This is a genomic window from Methylobacterium sp. P5_C11 (assembly GCF_054049775.1).
Genome location: NZ_JBFULS010000058.1, coordinates 1 through 18,809 on the forward strand (window position 1 = coordinate 1; position 18,809 = coordinate 18,809).

Annotated in this window: 15 protein-coding genes; 10 read left to right on the plus strand and 5 right to left on the minus strand. The window is 70.0% G+C overall.

Annotated features, from left to right (window positions below; all coding sequences use genetic code 11):
* Both ACXJKQ_RS23025 and ACXJKQ_RS23030 read right to left on the minus strand, forming a co-directional pair.
* Positions 1–1,218: DUF5666 domain-containing protein (locus ACXJKQ_RS23025; protein ID WP_457108050.1), on the minus strand; the 1,218-nt coding region annotated here is incomplete at its 3' end.
* Positions 1,219–1,229: 11 nt separating this feature from the next.
* The gene (locus tag ACXJKQ_RS23030) at positions 1,230–2,075 is read right to left on the minus strand and encodes a DUF6502 family protein (protein WP_457108021.1); all 846 of its coding nucleotides are present in this window, start codon (positions 2,073–2,075) and stop codon (positions 1,230–1,232) included.
* Positions 2,076–2,717: 642 nt separating this feature from the next.
* On the opposite strand from ACXJKQ_RS23030, the gene ACXJKQ_RS23035 reads away from it, so the two are divergent.
* Positions 2,718–3,458, plus strand: a complete 741-nt coding sequence (locus tag ACXJKQ_RS23035) for an outer membrane protein (RefSeq protein WP_457108022.1) — start codon at positions 2,718–2,720, stop codon at positions 3,456–3,458.
* 179 nt (positions 3,459–3,637) lie between these two features.
* Positions 3,638–4,015: a hypothetical protein gene (locus tag ACXJKQ_RS23040; protein WP_457108023.1), complete on the plus strand. Its 378-nt coding sequence runs from the start codon at positions 3,638–3,640 to the stop codon at positions 4,013–4,015.
* Positions 4,016–4,033: 18 nt separating this feature from the next.
* Here the strand turns inward: ACXJKQ_RS23040 and grpE are convergent, their stop codons facing one another.
* The 3 genes from grpE to ACXJKQ_RS23055 all read right to left on the minus strand — a co-directional run bounded on the left by grpE (position 4,034) and on the right by ACXJKQ_RS23055 (position 9,012).
* Positions 4,034–4,657, minus strand: a complete 624-nt coding sequence (grpE, locus tag ACXJKQ_RS23045; protein WP_457108024.1) for a nucleotide exchange factor GrpE — start codon at positions 4,655–4,657, stop codon at positions 4,034–4,036.
* 89 nt (positions 4,658–4,746) lie between these two features.
* Entirely contained in the window at positions 4,747–7,539 is a 2,793-nt protein-coding gene (locus ACXJKQ_RS23050; protein ID WP_457108025.1) for a [protein-PII] uridylyltransferase, read from the minus strand.
* A gap of 51 nt (positions 7,540–7,590) precedes the next feature.
* Positions 7,591–9,012, minus strand: a complete 1,422-nt coding sequence (locus ACXJKQ_RS23055) for a TAXI family TRAP transporter solute-binding subunit (RefSeq protein ID WP_457108026.1) — start codon at positions 9,010–9,012, stop codon at positions 7,591–7,593.
* A 221-nt stretch (positions 9,013–9,233) separates the two neighbouring features.
* Here ACXJKQ_RS23055 and ACXJKQ_RS23060 point away from each other — a divergent pair, with 221 nt between their 5' ends.
* The 8 genes from ACXJKQ_RS23060 (at position 9,234) to ACXJKQ_RS23095 (ending at position 18,802) form a co-directional block, all read left to right on the plus strand.
* The gene (locus ACXJKQ_RS23060; protein ID WP_457108027.1) at positions 9,234–9,761 is read left to right on the plus strand and encodes a regulatory protein RecX; all 528 of its coding nucleotides are present in this window, start codon (positions 9,234–9,236) and stop codon (positions 9,759–9,761) included.
* 76 nt (positions 9,762–9,837) lie between these two features.
* On the plus strand, positions 9,838–11,049 hold the full coding sequence (locus ACXJKQ_RS23065; RefSeq protein WP_457108028.1) for a putative DNA modification/repair radical SAM protein: 1,212 nt from the start codon (positions 9,838–9,840) through the stop codon (positions 11,047–11,049).
* Positions 11,049–12,533: a UdgX family uracil-DNA binding protein gene (locus tag ACXJKQ_RS23070; RefSeq protein WP_457108029.1), complete on the plus strand. Its 1,485-nt coding sequence runs from the start codon at positions 11,049–11,051 to the stop codon at positions 12,531–12,533. The genes ACXJKQ_RS23065 and ACXJKQ_RS23070 overlap by 1 nt, the downstream gene beginning before the upstream one ends.
* A 71-nt stretch (positions 12,534–12,604) precedes the next feature.
* The gene (locus tag ACXJKQ_RS23075; RefSeq protein ID WP_457108030.1) at positions 12,605–12,736 is read left to right on the plus strand and encodes a hypothetical protein; all 132 of its coding nucleotides are present in this window, start codon (positions 12,605–12,607) and stop codon (positions 12,734–12,736) included.
* Positions 12,736–12,900 carry a hypothetical protein gene (locus ACXJKQ_RS23080; RefSeq protein ID WP_457108031.1) on the plus strand — a complete coding sequence of 55 codons (165 nt, stop codon included), beginning with the start codon at positions 12,736–12,738 and terminating at the stop codon, positions 12,898–12,900. The genes ACXJKQ_RS23075 and ACXJKQ_RS23080 overlap by 1 nt, the downstream gene beginning before the upstream one ends.
* Complete coding sequence (locus ACXJKQ_RS23085) at positions 12,878–13,240, plus strand: HepT-like ribonuclease domain-containing protein (RefSeq protein WP_457108032.1); 363 nt, start codon at positions 12,878–12,880, stop codon at positions 13,238–13,240. Before ACXJKQ_RS23080 ends, ACXJKQ_RS23085 begins: the two co-directional genes overlap by 23 nt.
* A gap of 22 nt (positions 13,241–13,262) precedes the next feature.
* Complete coding sequence (polA, locus tag ACXJKQ_RS23090; RefSeq protein WP_457108033.1) at positions 13,263–16,421, plus strand: DNA polymerase I; 3,159 nt, start codon at positions 13,263–13,265, stop codon at positions 16,419–16,421.
* A 293-nt stretch (positions 16,422–16,714) separates the two neighbouring features.
* Positions 16,715–18,802, plus strand: a complete 2,088-nt coding sequence (locus ACXJKQ_RS23095; protein WP_457108034.1) for an ATP-binding protein — start codon at positions 16,715–16,717, stop codon at positions 18,800–18,802.
* Positions 18,803–18,809 lie beyond the last annotated feature (7 nt).

The window sequence follows — 18,809 nt, forward strand, 5'->3', positions numbered from 1 at the left end:
CCCCCCCGGGCCGCCCGGAAACGCCCCCGGGCCTGCCGGCGGCGCGCCGCCGAAGCCGCCGCGGGGCGCCCCGAACCCTCCAGGTCCGTCCGTGCCGGGGACCAGGGCGCCCCCCGGCCGGGTATCGATGGCGGGGCCGCGCGGCCCACCGAGGCCGCCCAAACCTCCGGCTCTGCCGCCGGGCTCGGCGCCGAAACGTCCGGGCAGTTCGTCGGGCAGGTTGCGCAGATCCAGTCGGTCGCGCTCCCGCTCGAACCGCGGGGCATCCGGTTGCGTCGGCCCGGGAGCGATGCGGTTCTCGATCCGCAGCCGCTCGACCGTGAGGTCGCCGTCCCGCGCGATCGAGGCAGTCAGCACCGCCCGCACGCTCCCGGCGCGCGGAACCCGCGCGGCCGCCCGGCCCACCACCGCGTAGCCTGCGCCGACGTCGAGACCGGCGCCGGCCCGGCCGATATAGGCCTCGATCGAGACCCGCCTGAGACCCGGCGGAAACGGCAGGCCCACCTGCGCCGCGTTGGTCACGGCGAGCACATTGTTCGTCGCCGTTCCGGTCACCTGGACACGCTTGCCCGGCGGCAGGGCGTCGGCCCCCGAGAGGCGGAGGGCGCCGATCCTGAGCCCGTCCGGGCCGCGGCGCACCGGGCCGGAGACGCGATCCGGCCCGGTCTCCCGCGCCTCGATCAGGCTCGCCACGATCACGCCGTCCGGCCGCCGCAGCCCGCTCACGGCGACCCGTGCGCCCGGCTTCCACGCGCCGTCGAGACCCGCGGTCGAGACCCGCTGCCCCAGCACGATCAGGTGCCCCGGCGCGACGGCCTCCACCGGCCCGACCACCTCGCTGGTCACGTCGATGCGCCGCGTGGCGAGGCCGCCGCCCTCCGGCCGCGCGACCACGTGGACCACCTGCCCGATCTTCAGGTCGGCGGTCGTCGCGGGAGCGCCGTCGATGCGCACCTCCACCTCCGGCGGATAGGCGATGCGCAGGTCGTTGACGATGATCGAGCCGAAGCGGCGGATCGTGCCGATCACGCCGGTGCCGCCGATGCCGCGGTCGCCTTCACCCAGAGATCCGCCCTTCGGCTCGTCGGTCCGCATCATGCCGGTGCCGCCGATACCCTGGTCGCGCGGCGCTTCCTGCGGACGGACGGCGCCTGGCAAGAGGGTCGCGGCGCCCGCGAGCAGGCGCAGGACGAACCGACGATTGGGCGACACGGGCACCGGCCGGGCTCTCAACGGCCGTCCTTGGGCTGCGCCGGGGGCGCCGCTTCCGTGTAGACGTAAAGGCCGAAGTTCCAGCGATGCGTGCCGCCCGGGTCGGTCTGGCAGGCCGCGTGCGCTTCCCGGTTGGCCTGCTGCAGGGCCTCCATGGCGATCTCGCGGGCGCGAGCCTCGAGCTTGGTCGCGAGCTCCTTGGACAGCCCGTCATAGTGGACCGCCCGCTCCAGGAAGCGCGGCGTCTCGCCGACGATGTTGGCGACGGCCGCGGCGATGTGGTCGTGCAGGTTGCGGCCGAAATAATAGAGCTGCGGCCCCTCGGCGCCGTCGCCCCGGGGCACGTAGGCGGCCTCGGCCAGCACGATCCGATCCTGCGGATCGGTGAAGGCCAGCCCGCGGTCGAGCCACTCGTCGAGGACGGCGCGGGGCCGCAGGTCCCGGGTCACGCCGGCCACCAGGGATTCGAACGAGGGCGCGCCGCCCTCGGCAGTGCGCGGCAGCTTCAGGGGTTGGCCCTGCGGATCGGTGAAGGCCGGATCGGCGATCCAGCGGGCGATGATCCGGCTGGTGCGCGAGACGACCGCCGGAACGGCGCTGACCGGGGCGCCGGCACCGCGCAGACGCCGGACCTCCTTGCGGTGGATGCCGGTCAGCAGGGAGACGCGGCTGTCGGTCTGCTCCTTGCCGGCCAGTGCGAAGTCGTATTCCGCCACGTTCACGTAGAGCTCACGCAGGAGGTCCATCAGTCCCGGGAACGTGATGCCGCGAGCCACGAGCAGGCGCACGAGTGGGCGCAGCAGCCGCGCGAGCGGCGCGTGAAGGTTGGCCCCCTCCCGCGGTGTATCGGCAGTCTCAGACATGGCTCCATCGTGACGGCTTGTGCCGTGGGATACAATCCCACCGCGTGCGGCCCCGCACACCGAACCGCACTTTCAGAATTGACGTGGGATTTTTGCACACGTAAGCCAGATCGTGGTCAAATTTCCCACGAAGAGCCGGGAACAGGCAGCAATGACAGATCGAACCCGCCCGCTTGTCCCAGTGGCGATGCCACCGCTCACGCTCCCCGTTTCGTCCGCCGCCCGTCTGCGGTTGAGCGATCCCATTCCGCGGTTGCGGCGCCTCGTCTGCGCCTTCGCCGCGTTCACCCTGCCCGTCCTCGGGGTCGCTGTCGCGGAAACGGTCCACCGCGCCATCGCACCGAAGACGTCGCAGGCCGCCGCACCCGTCATCCCCTCAGACGGGGCGGCGGCACCCTCGGGTGTCGTCACGCCAGCGCGCGCCACCCGAACCATGAGAGCGGCCGCGCGAGCGACCGAAATCCCCGCGGTGCAGTCGTGATTGCCCTGTCCGGATCGGGTCATCCGCAGCCAGCCCCGGCCTGCGGCGGAGCGGCCGTCCTCGATCTCGCGCTGTGCCTGATCTTGTCCGTGACGGTCGTCGGTCTGCTCCTCCTGGCCCTCTGATCCCGCCGCCTCGCCGCGCTCCAGACCGAGAAATCCATGACCTTCAGGTTCCATGCTGCCCTCACGGGCATCACGATCGGCTGCGTCGCCCTTACGGCTCAGGCAGCGGATCTGCCCCGGCGCGCACCGCCTCCGCCCCTGCCGCCCCCGCTGCCGGTCTTCACGTGGACCGGATTCTATGCGGGCTTGAATGCGGGGTACGCCCTCCACACGGGAAGCAGCGGATTCACCGACCCGACCTACGGGGCCGCCACCGGCGGCGGTCGGTCCGGCGGCTTCGCCGGTGGCGGACAGATCGGCTACAATTATCAGTTCAACCCGGGCTCCGGCTTCCTGGTCGGCGCCGAAACCGACATCCAGGGCACGGCCTTCGCGAAGGCGGACGCCGCTTATCTCGGCACGACGCCCTACTACAGCGTTCGGCCCAGCCTGGACTATTTCGGCACGGTCCGCGGCCGGCTCGGCTACGCGTTCGATCGCGTCCTCGTCTACGGCACCGGCGGCTTCGCGTATGGCGGCGGTGCCCGCTCAACCTATGCGGGATCCTATCCCTACGCTCCACCGTCCACCGATCGGATCGGCTACGCGACCGGCGGCGGCATCGAGTACGCCTTCACCGAGAAGCTCTCCGTCAAAGTGGAGGCCCTCTATCTCCATCTCGGCCGAGGATCGGCCGCCGCGACGTATTACAACGCCAGCGTTCCGGCATATTATGGTGCCGGCAAACAGGATTCCGGGTTCGCTCTGGTTCGGGCCGGTGTAAATTACCGATTCTGAGTAATATTGCCTGGCCGAGTACTTGACGGATCGGCCGGGCTCGGTCGCAATGGACGGCGTTCGGCTTTGCGAATCCGTCGGCCGCGTGCACCTGTTCTCGGCCGGTGGGGATCGGCAATCCCGAATGCCGCTCGGGCCTCGCTCCGCGTGACCAGGGGTCTTCGCCGACAGGATCGACCGTGACCGTTCCGAGCCCGACTTCCCTGACGATCGTTTCGCTCGCCTTCGGGCTCGTGGCCTGCGCCGTCTCGGCGCAAGCTCAGGAAATCGTCCCGCCCGGCTCGGCCGGCCACGGTGGCATCCTGATCTACGGGAATTTCTGCGGCCCCGGCAGTCGGGGACCCGGATACCCGCCGATCGACGCCCTGGATCGCGCCTGTGCGCATCACGACGCGTGCTATCCCGAACCGGCCTCGGGGAGGCTGCCGACCTGCGCCTGCAACGGTCGCCTCCAGCGCGAGGCCGGAACGGTTGCCAGAGACCCGCGCGCGCCGGCTCAGACCCGACAGACCGCGCAGTTCATCTCGGATTTCGCCGCGGCGCTGCCCTGCCAGTAGGCCGCGCCGCAGGACGGGTCAGGCCGCGTCGGCCGGATTGGCGGCAGCCTTGGGACCGCCCTTGGCCACACCCACCAGGGCCGGCCGAAGCACGCGCTCGCCGATGACGTAGCCCGCCTGCACGACCTGCACGACGGTTCCTGCCGGAACCTCGGCATTCGACACCTCGAACATCGCCTGGTGACGGTTGGGATCGAACTTCTGGCCCTGCGGTTCGACGATCTTCACGCCGTGGCGCTCGAGGGTCTTGCCGAGGTCGCGCTCGGTCAGGTCGATGCCGTCGATAAGGCCCTTCAGGGCGCCGTCCGCCGAGGCCTTCGCGTCAGCCGGGACACTGTCGAGGGCACGGCGGATGTTGTCGGCGACGTTGAGCACGTCCCGGGCGAAGTTGGTCACCGCGTAGGCTCGGGCGTCGGCAACCTCACGTTCCGTGCGGCGCCGCAGATTCTCCATCTCGGCGAGGGTGCGCAGCATCCGGTCCTTCAGTTCGTCGCGCTCAGCGGTGAGCAGGGCCAGGGCCTCCGCGACGGGATCGACCGAGGCCGACCCGGCGCCCAGATCCGCGGGCGCGGAATCCTGGCCGGCACCGGCTTCGACCGTGGTCTGGCGCTGGTCATCCTGGGTCATGTCGTTGCTCGTCATCACGTTTCAGTCGTGGGCGGGAATCGATGCGGGATGGTCGAATTCGGCGCTGATATCTGACCGAGGGGCGACGAAATCAACCCGTCCGCTCACGCCTCCCGCGGCGGGGGCGCAGCCACCAGCGCCTCCAGTCCCTCGGCCTTGAGGGTGGCGACGTCGTGCGCGAACACGTCCATCACCGCGCTGCGGATCGCGGCCTGCCGGTCGGGCTGCGTCACCCGCGTGCCGGTAAGATCGGTGACGTAGAAGACATCCACGGCCCGCTCGCCGAAGGTCGCCACGTGGGCCGAGGTGATGTTGAGCGACAGCCGGCCGAAGGCCGTCGTCAGCTCGTAGAGGAGGCCCGGCCGGTCGAGGCCGGTCACCTCCACGACGGTTTCCCGGCTTGACAGGGCGTTGTCGATGATGACGTCCGGCGGCACCGGGAAGGTCTTGGCGCGGGTGCTCGACAGCGGGTGCTTGTCGGCGACGAGGTCGGCGATGCGGATCTCCCCCTTCAGCGCCCGCTCGATCGCCGCCGTGATGCGCTTGGTCCGGCGCAGCTCGTCCTCGTCGCGCTCGAAGGCGCGGGAGATGAAGATCGTGTCCAGGGCGAAGCCGTCGGTGGTGGTGAAGATCTGCGCGTCGACGATGTTGCTGCCGGCCGCCGCGCAGGCGCCGGTGACGATGGCGAGCAGGCGCGGATGATCCGGCGAGTAGATCGTGATCTCGGTCACCCCCCGCACGGGATCGAGGCCCACGTCGGTCGCGCTGGTCCGGCCGTCGGCGAGGGCGTCGCGCAGGAAGATCGCGTTCTTGAGCTGGCGCGTGCCGTCGACCTTGAGCCAGTAGGCCTGGCTGTGCCGGCCCGCATACGCGTCGAACTCCTCCGAGGCCCAGCCGGGCAGCTGCTCGCGCAGGCCCATCTGGACGAGGCGCACCCGGTCCGTGCGGGCGATCTCGGAATGGCCCCCCGACAGGTAGACCTCGGTCTCGTCGTAGAGGGTGCGGACCAGTGTGCCTTTCCAGGCGGTCCAGACGCCGGGGCCGACCGCCGTGATATCCGCCACGGTCAGGATCGTAAGGAGCTTCAGCCGCTCCAAGCTCTGCACGCTCGCGGCGAAGCGCTCGATCGTCTTGGCGTCCGAGAGGTCGCGGCTCTGCGCCGTCATGGACATCAGCAGGTGGTGCTCCACGAGCCAGCGCACCGTCTCGGTCTCGGCCTGGTTCAGGCCGAAGCGGGGGCAGAGCTTCTCGGCGATGGCGGCGCCGGCGATCGAGTGGTCCTCCGGCCGGCCCTTGGCGATGTCGTGCAGCAGGATCGCCGCGTAGAGAGCCGTGCGGTTGTGGATCGTGTGCACGAGGCGCGAGACCAGCGGATAGGTCTCCTGAGCCCGACCCGATTCGATGTCGGCCAGCACGCCGACCGTGCGCAGCAGGTGCTCGTCCACCGTGAAGTGGTGGTACATGTTGAACTGCATCATCGCGACGATGCGGCCGAAATCCGGAATGAAGCGGCCGAGCACGCCCGCCTCGTTCATCTCGCGCAAGGCCTCTTCCGGCGCATTCCGCGAGGTCAGGATCTCGACGAACAGGCGGTTCGCCTCGGGGTCGACGCGCAGCGACGGGTTGACGAGGCGAAGGGACCGGTTGGCCAGCCGCTTCGCGTCCGGATGGATCGCGAGGTTGTGCCGGTCGGCGAGCCAGAACAGCCGGATCAGGTTGACCGGGTCGCGTTCGAAGGCGTCCTCCGCGCGCAGGTTCACCCGGCCGTGGTCGATCCAGAAATCCTCCGCCTCGATCGCGGTCGCCCGGAAGCGGTCGCGGAACCGGCCGATCCAGCGGTCGAGCACCGGCGTGCGCTTGGCGTGGCGCGCCTCCAGCTCCGCACACACGATGGCGGTGAGGTCGCCGACATCCTTGGCGACGCGGAAATACGCCTTCATGAAGCGCTCGACGCCCGACAATCCGCCGCGGGCCTCGTACCCGAAGCGTTCGGCGATCCGCGGCTGCAATCCGAAGGACAGGCGCTCTTCCGCGCGCTTCGTCGCGAAGTGCATGTGGCAGCGGACCCGCCACAGGAACTCGTCGCAGCGCTCGAACAACGCGTATTCGTCCGGGGTGAACAGGCCGGCGCTCACGAGTTCGATCTGGTCGCGCACGCGGTAGGTGTATTTGGCGATCCAGAACAGCGTGTTCAGGTCGCGCAGGCCGCCCTTGCCGTCCTTGACGTTGGGCTCGACGAGGTAGCGGGAGGTACCGGCCTTCGAGACGCGCAGGTCGCGCTCGCGCAGCTTCGCCTCCACGAATTCGGAGGCGGACCCGACCACCAGCTCGGCGTCGAACCGCGTCACGAGTTCCTCGTAGAGGATCCGGGTGCCGAACAGGTATCGCGCTTCCAGGAGGGCGGTACGGATCGTCATGTCGGCCCGCGCCTCGCGCAGGCATTCCTCCACCGATCGTGTGGCGTGGCCGACCTTCAGCTTCAGGTCCCACAGGACATAGAGCATCCCCTCGACGACGCTCTCCGACCACGCGGTCTGCTTGTAGGGCAGCAGGAACAGGAGATCGATGTCCGAGCCCGGCGCCATCGTGCCCCGGCCGTAGCCGCCGGTGGCGACCACCGCGAGCTGCTCGCCGGTCGAAGGATTGTCGTTGGGATAGAGCCGCCAGACCACGGCGTCGTGGATCGCGCGGACCACCGCGTCGGTGAGGTTCGAGAGCGTTTGCGCGCAGCGCAGACCGTTGCGGTCCTCGAGGAGCTGCGCCTCGGCGGCGCGGTGGCCCTCCTCGATCACCCGGCGCAACTGCGGCACAAGGGCGGCCCTGAGCTTGGTGGGCTCGCGGGCCTCGCGGTCGAGGTTCTCCAGGACCGTGTTGAGGGCGGCGACGGGATCGAACATGGCTCCCGTTAGCATGATATCCCTACGCCGCCAGCCATCCGGCCCCCGTGGTCATTCCGCCGCCGGGAGGTCGAGTGCGAGCAGCCGCGCCGTCCGGTTGCGGGACGCACCCCGCGGCTCGGTCTCGCTCGCCTGACGCCGGGCGTCGGCGATGGCCGCGTGCACCCCGTCCACCGCCAGGATCAGGGCGCTCACCGTGCGGGAATCGATGCTGCGCTCGCGGGCATAGCAGACCACGTCGGCCACCAGCCCGTCGGTCTCGATCGCGATCGTGTCCAATTCGGAACTGGTCGTCGCCGCACGCACCTCGCGCATGATGTCGAGCAGCCGGTCGAGCACGACGTCCACGCGCTCCCGGCGCTTGCGGGCGAGCCGCTGCCCGATCCAGGCAATGCCGGAGCCGATCGTGCCGCCGAAGAAGGCGAAGAGGTAGATGTAGTCCTCGTAGCGATCGAGAAAGGTCTGCTGCTCGCGCTCGAAATAGTCGACCGCACCGGGATGGTTCGGGAGGCGCGCGGAGGTCGCCGCCACCGTCGTGTCGAAGTCCGGCGCCTTCATCAGCTTGGCAACCGGCGCCGCCGAGGCGAGCCGCGAGCGCCACTCGAACAGGTGCTGCGTCGCCGAGGCGACTGCGACGCGGCTGACCGTGCCCCGGGCCATCAGGCGATAGGAGGCGCCGACGGTCTTGATCTCCTCGTCGGGCCGCTTCGGTCGACCGCCGAAGGTGCCCGCCGGGATGGTCACGGCTTGCAACTCCGGGAAGCGTTGCAGGATCGCGTCGCCATCCGGGATCGAGACGAAGCCGATCTTGCGGTCCAGCGAACCCAGTTCGACGGCGTGCACCATCCCGGCCGCCGCCTTCGATGCGGGGCTGGCGATGATCGCGACCGCGTCGACCCGTTTGTCGGCGAGGGCGGCCGTGACCTCGCCGACCTTCAGCGGCACCACGACGACGTGGCCGGGCTCCGCCTCGGCAGCCGCATGGCTGCTCTCCGGCGCGTCCTCGGCCGCGCTGTCGGGCAGCAGGTCGTAGAAGGAGAGCAGGTTCGTCAGGAACGGCAGGTCGGCACTGTGGCGGACGACGATGCCGAGCCGCTTGCGTGCGAGGGCGGGGACGTCGTCGATGTCGGCTGCCTCGGGGGCGGCGATCACCAGGGCCTCGTCGTGCAGGATCGCCAGGGTCAGCCCGTTCTCGGGCAGGAACACGTCCGGCCGGACCACCGCGAGGTCGGCCTTGTTCCGCTGGAGTGCCAGGGCGCTGTCGCGGACATCGCCGTACCGGACGACCTTGAGGCGCACATCCTCGCGCGCCCGGTCGAGGGCGCTGGCATAGGCCTCGATCAGCGCGGCCTCGGGTCCGTCCTGGGGACCGACCGCGACCGTGAGCGTGTTCGGACGCGACAGGTAGACGATGGCGGCCGCGGCCGCGGCGAGCCCCAGGGCGACGAGGACCAGGAGCCACTCGCGGCGCATCAGAATCGCCGCCCCGGACTGCAGGCGCCGCCTGCGGCCCTGAGGGCGATCGGACGAAGAACGGTGGTTCGGGCCATCGCCGAGCCTGTCGCGTTGCGCACGTTCCATAGCCGAGTCATGGAACGCAAACCTGTCGAGATCGTGAAGAACCGGTGAAACCTCCAAACGTTGCAGGATCCGCGCCAGAACGCCGCGACCGGGCGGCCAAGCCGCCGGGGCCGGTGAGTCCGGCCTGGCTCGAACGGGCCGCGCTCCATTATCTGGAGCGCTACAGCGCCTCGACCGAGATGCTGCGCCGGACCCTGGCGCGCCGGGTCCAGAAGCGGGCGCGGGCTCGGGGCGAGGATCCCGAGGGCTTCGCGGACCTCGTCGCCGCGACGGTGGCGCGGGCGGTCTCGGCCGGGCTCGTGGACGATGCGCGATTCGCCGATACCCGGCTCGCCACCCTGCGCCGACGCGGCACGTCCAGCCGGGGCGTCTCGGCCAAGCTCGCCGCCAAGGGCGTCCCGCGGGCCGTGGTCGAGGCGGCCATGCAGGCCGAGCGCGAGGCCATGGCCGACGGGGAGGCGGACCGGATCGAAGATCAATCCGCCCGGGCCTATGCCAAGCGGCGGCGCCTGGGTCCGCATCGCCGCTCGGATCAGCGGGCCGCCTATCGGGACAGGGACCTCGCGGCGCTGGCGCGGGCCGGGTTCGGCTACGACCTCGCCCGGCGGGTCGTCGACGAGGAGCCGGATGCGCCGCCATGACGGGTGCGGCATCGCGGCTCGGGGCAAAGGGCTCGTCCGCCTTGCACCTTCGGCCGGGTTGTTCATTGTCTGTTCGATGGACGAGACCCTTGCCAAGAAGCTGCGCATCCTGGCCGATGCCGCGAAATACGATGCGTCCTGCGCCTCGTCGGCGGCGCCGAAGCGCGCGGCCGGCAAGGACGGCCTCGGCTCCACCACCGGGGCCGGAATTTGCCACGCCTACACGCCGGACGGGCGCTGCGTGTCGCTCCTGAAGATCCTGCTGACCAACTGGTGCCTGTTCGACTGCGCCTACTGCGTGAACCGGCGGTCCTCGAACGTGCGGCGGGCGAAATTCACGGTCGAGGAGGTCGTGAATCTCACGCTGAATTTCTACCGGCGCAACTACATCGAGGGTCTGTTCCTGTCCTCCGGCATCATCAAGTCGCCGGACCACACGATGGAACTGCTGACCCGCGTGGCGAAGTCGCTCCGGCGCGACCATGGCTTCGCCGGGTACATCCACCTGAAATCGATCCCCGAGGCGAGCCCCTGGCTGATCGAGGAGGCCGGCCTCTACGCCGACCGGCTGTCGATCAACGTCGAGCTGCCCACCGAGGCGAGCCTGGAGCGCCTTGCTCCCGAGAAGGACGGCGCCGCGATCCAGGGCGCGATGGCGCAGATCGGCGAGCGGATCGCGGAGGCGAAGGCCGAGAAGAGGCGCTTCTCGCCGGCCGGTCATTCGACGCAGGTGATCGTGGGGGCGGACGCCACCACCGACGAGGCGCTGATCCGCAAGAGTGCGCTGCTCTATGGCAGCGTCGGCCTGAAGCGGGTCTATTACTCCGCGTTCAGCCCGATCCCGGACGGCTCGGCGATCCTGCCGCCAAAACCGCCGCCGCTCCAGCGCGAGCACCGGCTCTACCAGGCCGACTGGCTGCTCCGGTACTACGCATTCACCCCCGACGACGTCGCCGACGCGGCCGAGGGCGGCATGCTCGCCCTCGACATCGATCCGAAGCTCGCCTGGGCGCTGAAGCATCGGGACAAGTTCCCCGTGGACGTCAACAAGGCCGATCGGGAATGGCTGCTGCGGGTGCCGGGGCTCGGGGCGCGGGCGGTCGACAAGATCGTCAAGGCGCGCCGCCACACGACCCTGCGCCTGGACGACGTCGCCCGTCTCACGTCGGGCCTGAAACGGGCGCGGCCGTTCCTCGTGGCCGCCGATCATCGCCCCGTCGGTCTCACGGATCGGCTCGACCTGCGGACGCGGCTGGTCGAGCCGGCGGCCCAGCTGAGCTTGTTTTGATGCGAGCGGGAAACGCGCCTTCCCTTCTCTCCCCCGCTGAGAGGGGAGGGGATTCGCGGAGTCCGCGCGCCGTCGCTTTGCGCCCGGGCGCCGATCTCACCGGTTTTCGCCTTGCCGTCCGGAGCCTCGTCGCCCAGGGCGTTCGGCCCGAAGCCGTGACATGGACGGTGACCGATTCGCCCGGCCTGTTCGGCGCCGCGTCGGCCCCGGCCCCTGGCGCGCCGCTGGCCCTGCCGAAACCTGTGGCCGGCCTGATCCCCCAGGTGGTTCCGCACAGCGATCCGGAACGCTACGGCCTGCTCTACGCGTTGATCTGGCGGGTCTGCCAAGGCGAGCGGCACCTGATGGAGGTCGGCAGCGACCCGCTGGTCTACCGCCTGCACCGGATGGCGAAGGCGATCGGGCGCGACCTGCACAAGATGCACGCCTTCCTGCGCTTCCGTCGGTCGGAAGATGGCCGGGGCGAGCACTACGTCGCGTGGTTCGAGCCGGATCACCACATCCTGGAGGCCGCCGCACCGTTCTTCGTGAACCGCTTCCGCGGGATGCGCTGGTCGATCCTGACGCCCGAGGGCTCGGCCCATTGGGACACCGAGACCCTGACCTTCGGGCCGCCCGGGGACCGGACGCAGCTGCCCGAGGGCGACGGGTTCGAGGCCGGCTGGCAGACCTATTACGAGAGCACGTTCAACCCGGCCCGCACCAACCTCAAGGCGATGCGGGCCGAGATGCCCAAGAAATACTGGCGCAACATGCCCGAGACGGCCGCGATCCCCGCCCTGGTGCGCGCGGCGGCCGGGCGTACCGAAGCGATGATCGAGAGGGAGCCGACCGTGCCCACACGCCGCGAACCCGCCCGCGCCGTCGCCGCGATGGCGGACCAGGATCCCAAGACCCTGGACGAGCTGAACGCGATCATCCGCCGGACCGAGCCGCTCGTGCCGGGCGCGACCCAGGCCGTGCTCGGCGAGGGGCCGGTGGGCGCCACGATCGCCTTCGTGGGTGAGCAGCCCGGCGACCAGGAGGACCGGCAGGGTCGTCCCTTCATCGGGCCGGCCGGGCAGCTCCTGTCCCGCGCCATGGCGGAGGCCGGGATCGACCGCGGGGCAAGCTATCTCACGAACGCGGTCAAGCACTTCAAGTTCGAGGAGCGCGGCAAGCGCCGCATCCACCAGAAGCCGACGGCCGGCGAGGTCAGCCATTATCGCTGGTGGCTCGACCGGGAGCTGGAGTTCGTGGCGCCCAAGCTCGTCGTCGCCCTCGGCGCGACCGCCGTGCTGGCGCTGACCGGAAAGGCGGTTCCGATCACGCGGGCGCGCGGGCCGTTCCGGTTCGACCGGCACGACAACCGCTTCCAGGGCTTCATCACCGTGCACCCCTCCTACCTCCTGCGCTTGCCCGACGAGGCGAAGGCGGAGGCCTACGCGGCCTTCGTGGACGACCTGCGCCGGGTGGAAACGCTGGGGCGGGAACTCGCCGCCTGATCCCGCGCGGCGGCGGCCCGAGTCTGGTAGGCTGTTGGTGCCGATTTCCGATTCCCTGCGGTGCCGGATCCATGGACAGGCACGTCGCCCTCGACATCCTGCGTTCCAACCAGGCCGAGCTGCGCCGGCGCGGGGTGCTGCACGCCGCCCTGTTCGGCTCGGTCGCCCGGGGGAGGCGCGGGCGGATAGCGACCTCGACGTGATGATCGACATCGATGCGCCCGTTGTGGGCGGGATCTACGGCTATGTCGGCCTGTGCCACTTCATCGATGACCTGTTTCCGATCCGGGTCGACGTGGCGAACCGGGCGGCTCTGAAGGATCGAGTCCGCGCGCGGGCCGAGCATGATGCCGTTTTCGCCTTCTGAGCGCGAGCGGACGGTCTGCTCAGACATCGTCGCCAACGCCGAGCGCGCAACTCGGTTCGTTGCTGGATTCACGCTCGAGACATTCGAGGCAGACGAGCGCACCCAATTCGCGGTCGTGCGCTGCTCGGAGATCATTTCGGAGGCGAGCCGCCGATTGAGCGCCGAGACGAAAGCCCGGTATCCCGAGGTGCCGTGGCGACAGATCGCGGATGCGGGCAACGTCTATCGCCACAGCTATCACCGGGTGACGCTGGACATCGTCTGGCTCACCGTCCACCACGAAGAGCCCGTTCTGGTCGCGGCCTGCCGCACCGAGCTGGACCGCGTGCCCGACTCCTGATCGCCCAGAGCCGCCCGAGCCCATGACCGACTCGAAGCCCGCGTCGAGCCCCGAGACCAAGCCCGTCGGCCCCGGCGATCAGGTGATCCTGGTCGATGGCTCGTCTTTCATCTTCCGGGCCTATTTCCAGTCGATCAACCAGGACCAGAAGTACAATTCCCGCCCCTCCGACGGGCTGCCCACCGGCGCCGTCCGCCTGTTCTGCACCAAGATCGCGCAGTTCCTGCAGGACGGGGTCGCGGGCACGATGCCGACCCATCTCGGCATTGTCTTCGACAAGTCCGAGGGCTCGTTCCGCAAGGAGATGTTCCCGGACTACAAGGGGCATCGTCCCGACGCGCCCGATGACCTCAAGCGCCAGATGCCGCTGATGCGAGACGCGGTGCGGGCCTTCGGCCTGCACGCCGTGGAGCTGGAGCGTTACGAGGCCGACGACCTGATCGCCACCTACACCCGGCAGGCGGAGGCGCGGGGCGCGGGCGTCATCATCGTCTCCTCCGACAAGGACCTGATGCAGCTCGTCGGGCCGCAGGTTCGGTTCTACGATTTCGAATCCGGCGCCAAGGGCAAGCCCGGCTACCGGCCCGAGCGCAACCTCGATGTCGAGGCGATCATCGCCAAGTGGGAGGGCCTGCAGCCGAACCAGATCGGCGACGCCCTGGCGCTCATCGGCGACACATCCGACAACGTGCCGGGGGTGCCCGGCATCGGCCTGAAGACCGCCGCGGCCCTGATCAAGGAGTTCGGCAGCCTCGAAACCCTGCTGGAGCGGGCGGGCGAGATCAAGCAGCCCAAGCGCCGGGAGACGCTGCTGGCCAACGTCGATCAGGCCAAGCTTTCGCGCAAGCTCGTCGCGCTGATGGAGGACGTGCCCGTCCCGGTGGCGCTCGACGACCTCGGCGTGCCTCAGCCCGATCCGGAGAAGCTCGTCGGCTTCCTGAAGGCGATGGAGTTCAATACCCTCACGCGCCGCATCGCCCAGATGCTGCACGTCGATCCCGAGGCGGTGAAGCCCGATCCGCGGCTCCTGCCGGGCTCCCGGCCGCAGGGCTCCGCCAATGGCGCGGGCGGCAGCGACGCGGTGCCGTTCTTCGGCGATTCCGTGCCCCCGGACCCGGAGACCGCAGCCGCCGGCGCCGAGCGCCCGCCTGGCGCAGCCCCGCCCGAGGGCGGGGAGGTCGATCCCTTCGCGGATCTCGATCTGCCGGACGCCCCGGCCAAACCCCGGGCGCCCGTGGAGGCAACTCCCGGCAACGTGGTGGCCGCCCGGGCCGCGGAGGCCGTGGCGCCGTTCGACACCGCCGCCTACGAGACCGTCGCGTCCCTGGAGCAGCTCGACGCCTGGATCGCCCTGGGCCAGGAGGCCGGTGTGATCGCGGTCGACACCGAGACCGACGCGCTGGACGCCCACAGGGCCGGCCTCGTCGGCGTGTCGCTGGCGGTCGCCACCGGCCGGGCCTGCTACATTCCGCTGGCCCACGTGCAGGCGGCGAAGGTGCAGGCCGACGCCACGGACCTGTTCGGCGAGGGCGCCGCGTCCTCCGATGTGGCCGAGCCGGTTCCGGGCCAGATCCCCCTGAAGGACGCCATCGCCCGGCTGAAGCCGCTCCTGGAGGATCCCGGCGTCCTGAAGGTCGGCCAGAACCTCAAATACGACTGGGTCGTGCTCGCCCGCTACGGCATCGAGGTGGCGCCCTTCGACGACACGATGCTGATCTCCTACGTGCTCGATGCCGGCAAGGGCGGACACGGCATGGACGAGCTGGCCCGCCGCCATCTCGGCCACCAGCCGATCACGTTCTCCGACGTGGCCGGGACCGGCCGCAACAAGGTCAGCTTCGACCGCGTCGCCATCGACAAGGCCACGGCCTACGCGGCCGAGGACGCGGACGTCACCCTGCGCCTGTGGCGGATGATGAAGCCCCGTCTCGTCGCCGAGCACCGGGTGGCCGTCTACGAGACCCTGGAACGGCCGCTCGTCCCGGTGATCGCCCGGATGGAGCAGCGCGGCATCCGGGTCGACCGGGAGATGCTGAGCCGGCTCTCAGGGGACTTCTCGCAGATCCTGGTGCGCCTGGAGGAGGAGATCCAGGAGGATGCCGGCGAGAAATTCTCCGTAGGCTCGCCCAAGCAGATCGGCGACATCCTGTTCGGGAAAATGGGCCTGCCAGGCGCGAAGAAGACGCCGTCCGGCCAGTGGGCGACGCCCGCCACGCTCCTGGAGGAACTGGCCCAGGCCGGCCATGAACTGCCCAAGAAGATTCTGGAGTGGCGGCAGCTCTCGAAGCTGAAATCCACCTACACCGACTCCCTGCAGACGCATGCCGACCGGGAGACGGCGCGGGTCCACACCTCGTTCTCTCTGGCGGCCACCACCACGGGCCGGCTCTCATCGTCGGAGCCGAATCTCCAGAACATCCCGATCCGCACCGAGGAGGGGCGGCGCATCCGCCGGGCCTTTGTGGCCGCGCCCGGCAACCGGCTGATCTCGGCGGATTATTCCCAGATCGAGTTGCGGCTCCTGGCCCACATGGCCGACATCCCGGAACTCCGGAAGGCCTTCGCGGACGGGATCGACATCCACGCGGCCACGGCCTCCGCGATGTTCGGCGTGCCGCTCAAGGAGATGACGCCCGATCTGCGGCGGCGGGCCAAGACCATCAACTTCGGCATCATCTACGGCATCTCGGCCTTCGGGCTGGCCGACCGCCTCGGCATCGGCCGCGAGGAGGCGTCGGCCTTCATCAAGCAATATTTCGAGCAGTTCCCCGGGATCCGCGACTACATCGACTCCACCAAGAAGATCTGCCGCGACAAGGGCTACGTCACGACCCTGTTCGGCCGCGTCTGCCACTATCCGCAGATCCGCTCCAACAACCCGTCCGAGCGCGCCAGCGTCGAGCGGCAGGCGATCAACGCGCCGATCCAGGGTTCGGCCGCCGACATCATCCGCCGGGCCATGGCGCGGATGGAGGCGGCCCTCGCCGCCAGGAAGCTCGGCGCCCGGATGCTACTTCAGGTGCACGACGAACTGGTGTTCGAGGTCGCCGAGGACGAGGTCGAGACGACGATCCCGGTCATCGCCTCGGTGATGGAGGAGGCTCCGGCCCCGGCCTTGACGCTGAAGGTGCCGCTGGTGGTGGAGGCCAAGGCGGCGGGGAACTGGCAGGAGGCGCATTGACGCCGCCGTCGTGGACGACGGCCGCGGCTGCCGAGGGGCCTGATCGGATCGGGGATCGAGCGGGCGGCCTTCGCGCGCGCTGCGACGCAAGCCACCCGCACGGCAGCCGCTGCGGCCCTCAGATCCGGGTTGCTCCGCTGTACCTGCCGAGTCGCACGCCAAGTCGGATGCGTCCGTACCCGAACTGAGCAGGCACGTCCGAACGTCCGTCGTCGATCGAACCGGCAACCTTGGAGATAAGGTCAAAGCGGTCCATACGCGCGAAGCCTCATGAACTGCATCGCCTTTAGCTTGTGACCAATTCCCTCTCCTTCCTCGCCGGCGGCGGCGAGGCCGCGCGGTTGATCCGCGCGCGCGACTGGTCCGGCCATCCCCTCGGTCCCCCGGAGACATGGCCGGCGGAGTTCCGCGCGGCCCTCTCGCTCGTGCTCAACTCGCCGGAATCGATGATCCTGGCCTGGGGGCCGGATCTCCACTTCTTCTTCAACGACACCTACGTGCCGCTCCTCGGGCCGCGGCTCTCCTGGGCGATGGGGGCGCGGTTCGACGAGGTCTGGGCCGATGCCCTGGATCAGGCCAGGCCGATCATCGACGCCGCCCTGGCGGGCCGGCCGGAACGGTTCGTCGATCTGCCGTGGACGCTCGGCACCGACCGGGGCGCCCGGGACACGTGGTGGAGCTTCTCGTATTCCCGGGTGCTCGATGCCGAGGGACGCGTCGCGGGCCTGTTCATCCTCACCAACGAGACCACCGCCCGCGTGCGCGCCGACGCCGCTCTCAAGGAGAGCCAGGACAGGCTCGAAGCCGCCCTCACGGAACTGCGCGACCTCAACGCGTCCCTGGCGCGGCAGGTCGAGGAGCGTACAGCCGACTGCAATGCCCTGTGGACCCTCTCGTCCGACATGATGCTGCGCTGCCAGTTCGACGGGACGATCACCGCGGTGAACCCCGCCTGGACGGAGGTGCTGGGCTGGCGGGAGGACGACCTGATCGGGATCACGCTGATCGACGTCGTCCATCCGGACGATCTGGCCCCTACGCTCGAGGGTGCGCGAAAGCTCTCGGCCGGCGGCAGCCTCGCGCGGTTCGACAACCGCTACCGTCACCGGGACGGGACCTATCGGTGGATCAGCTGGGCGGCCCGGACGGGCGAGGGTGTGATCAACGCCGTCGGGCGCGACTTCACGGCGGAGCGCGAGCGTGCCGATGCCCTGGCGGCCGCCGAAGAGGCCCTGCGGCAGTCGCAGAAGATGGAAGCGGTGGGGCAACTCACCGGCGGCATCGCCCACGACTTCAACAACCTGCTCGCGGGGATCTCCGGATCACTCGAGATGATCCAGACCCGCCTGGGTCAGGGCCGCGTCATGGACGTCGACCGCTACATCAACGCCGCGCAGGGGGCGTCCAAGCGGGCCGCCGCCCTGACCCACCGGCTGCTTGCCTTCTCGCGGCGTCAGACCCTGGATCCGAAGCCCACCGACGTGAACCGGCTGGTCGCCGGCATGGAGGAATTGATCCGTCGCACCGTGGGTCCCGCCGTGATCGTGGAGGTGGTCGGCGCCGCGGGCCTCTGGCCGGCCCTGGTCGATCCCCCGCAGCTCGAGAACGCGCTCCTCAACCTCTGCATCAACGCCCGGGACGCGATGCCGGAGGGCGGCCGGATCACGATCGCGGCCGCCAATGCCCGGCTCGATGCGCGCGCCGCCCGGCGCCACGACATGCCGCCCGGGCAGTACCTCTCGCTCTGCGTGACCGATACCGGCATCGGCATGCCGCCGGACGTCGTCGGCAAGGTGTTCGAGCCGTTCTTCACCACGAAGCCGCTGGGGCAGGGCACCGGCCTCGGCCTGTCGATGATCTACGGCTTCGCGCATCAATCGGGCGGACAGGTCCGGATCCATTCCGAGGTCGGCAAGGGCACCGCGGTCTGCCTGTACCTGCCGCGCCATCGCGGTGCGGTGGCGGACGAGGACCCACACGCCGCCGTGGGGGCGCTCCCGCGAGCCGCGCCGGGGGAGACCGTGCTGGTGGTCGACGACGAGCCGACCGTGCGCATGCTGGTCACCGACGTTCTGGAGGATCTGGGCTACACGGTGATCGAGGCCGCCGACAGCGTCGCCGGTCTGAAGGTGCTGCAATCCGACGTGCGCATAGACCTGCTGGTCTCTGATATCGGGCTGCCGGGCGGCATGAACGGGCGCCAGATGGCCGAGGCGGGACGGCTCTCGCGCCCGGGACTAAAGGTGCTGTTCGTCACCGGCTACGCTGAGACCGCCGTGCTCGGCTACGGCGAGCTGGAGACCGGGATGCAGGTCATCACCAAGCCGTTCGTGGTGGAGGTGCTGGGTGCCCGCATCCGCGAGATGATCGGAACGGCTTGACCGCACG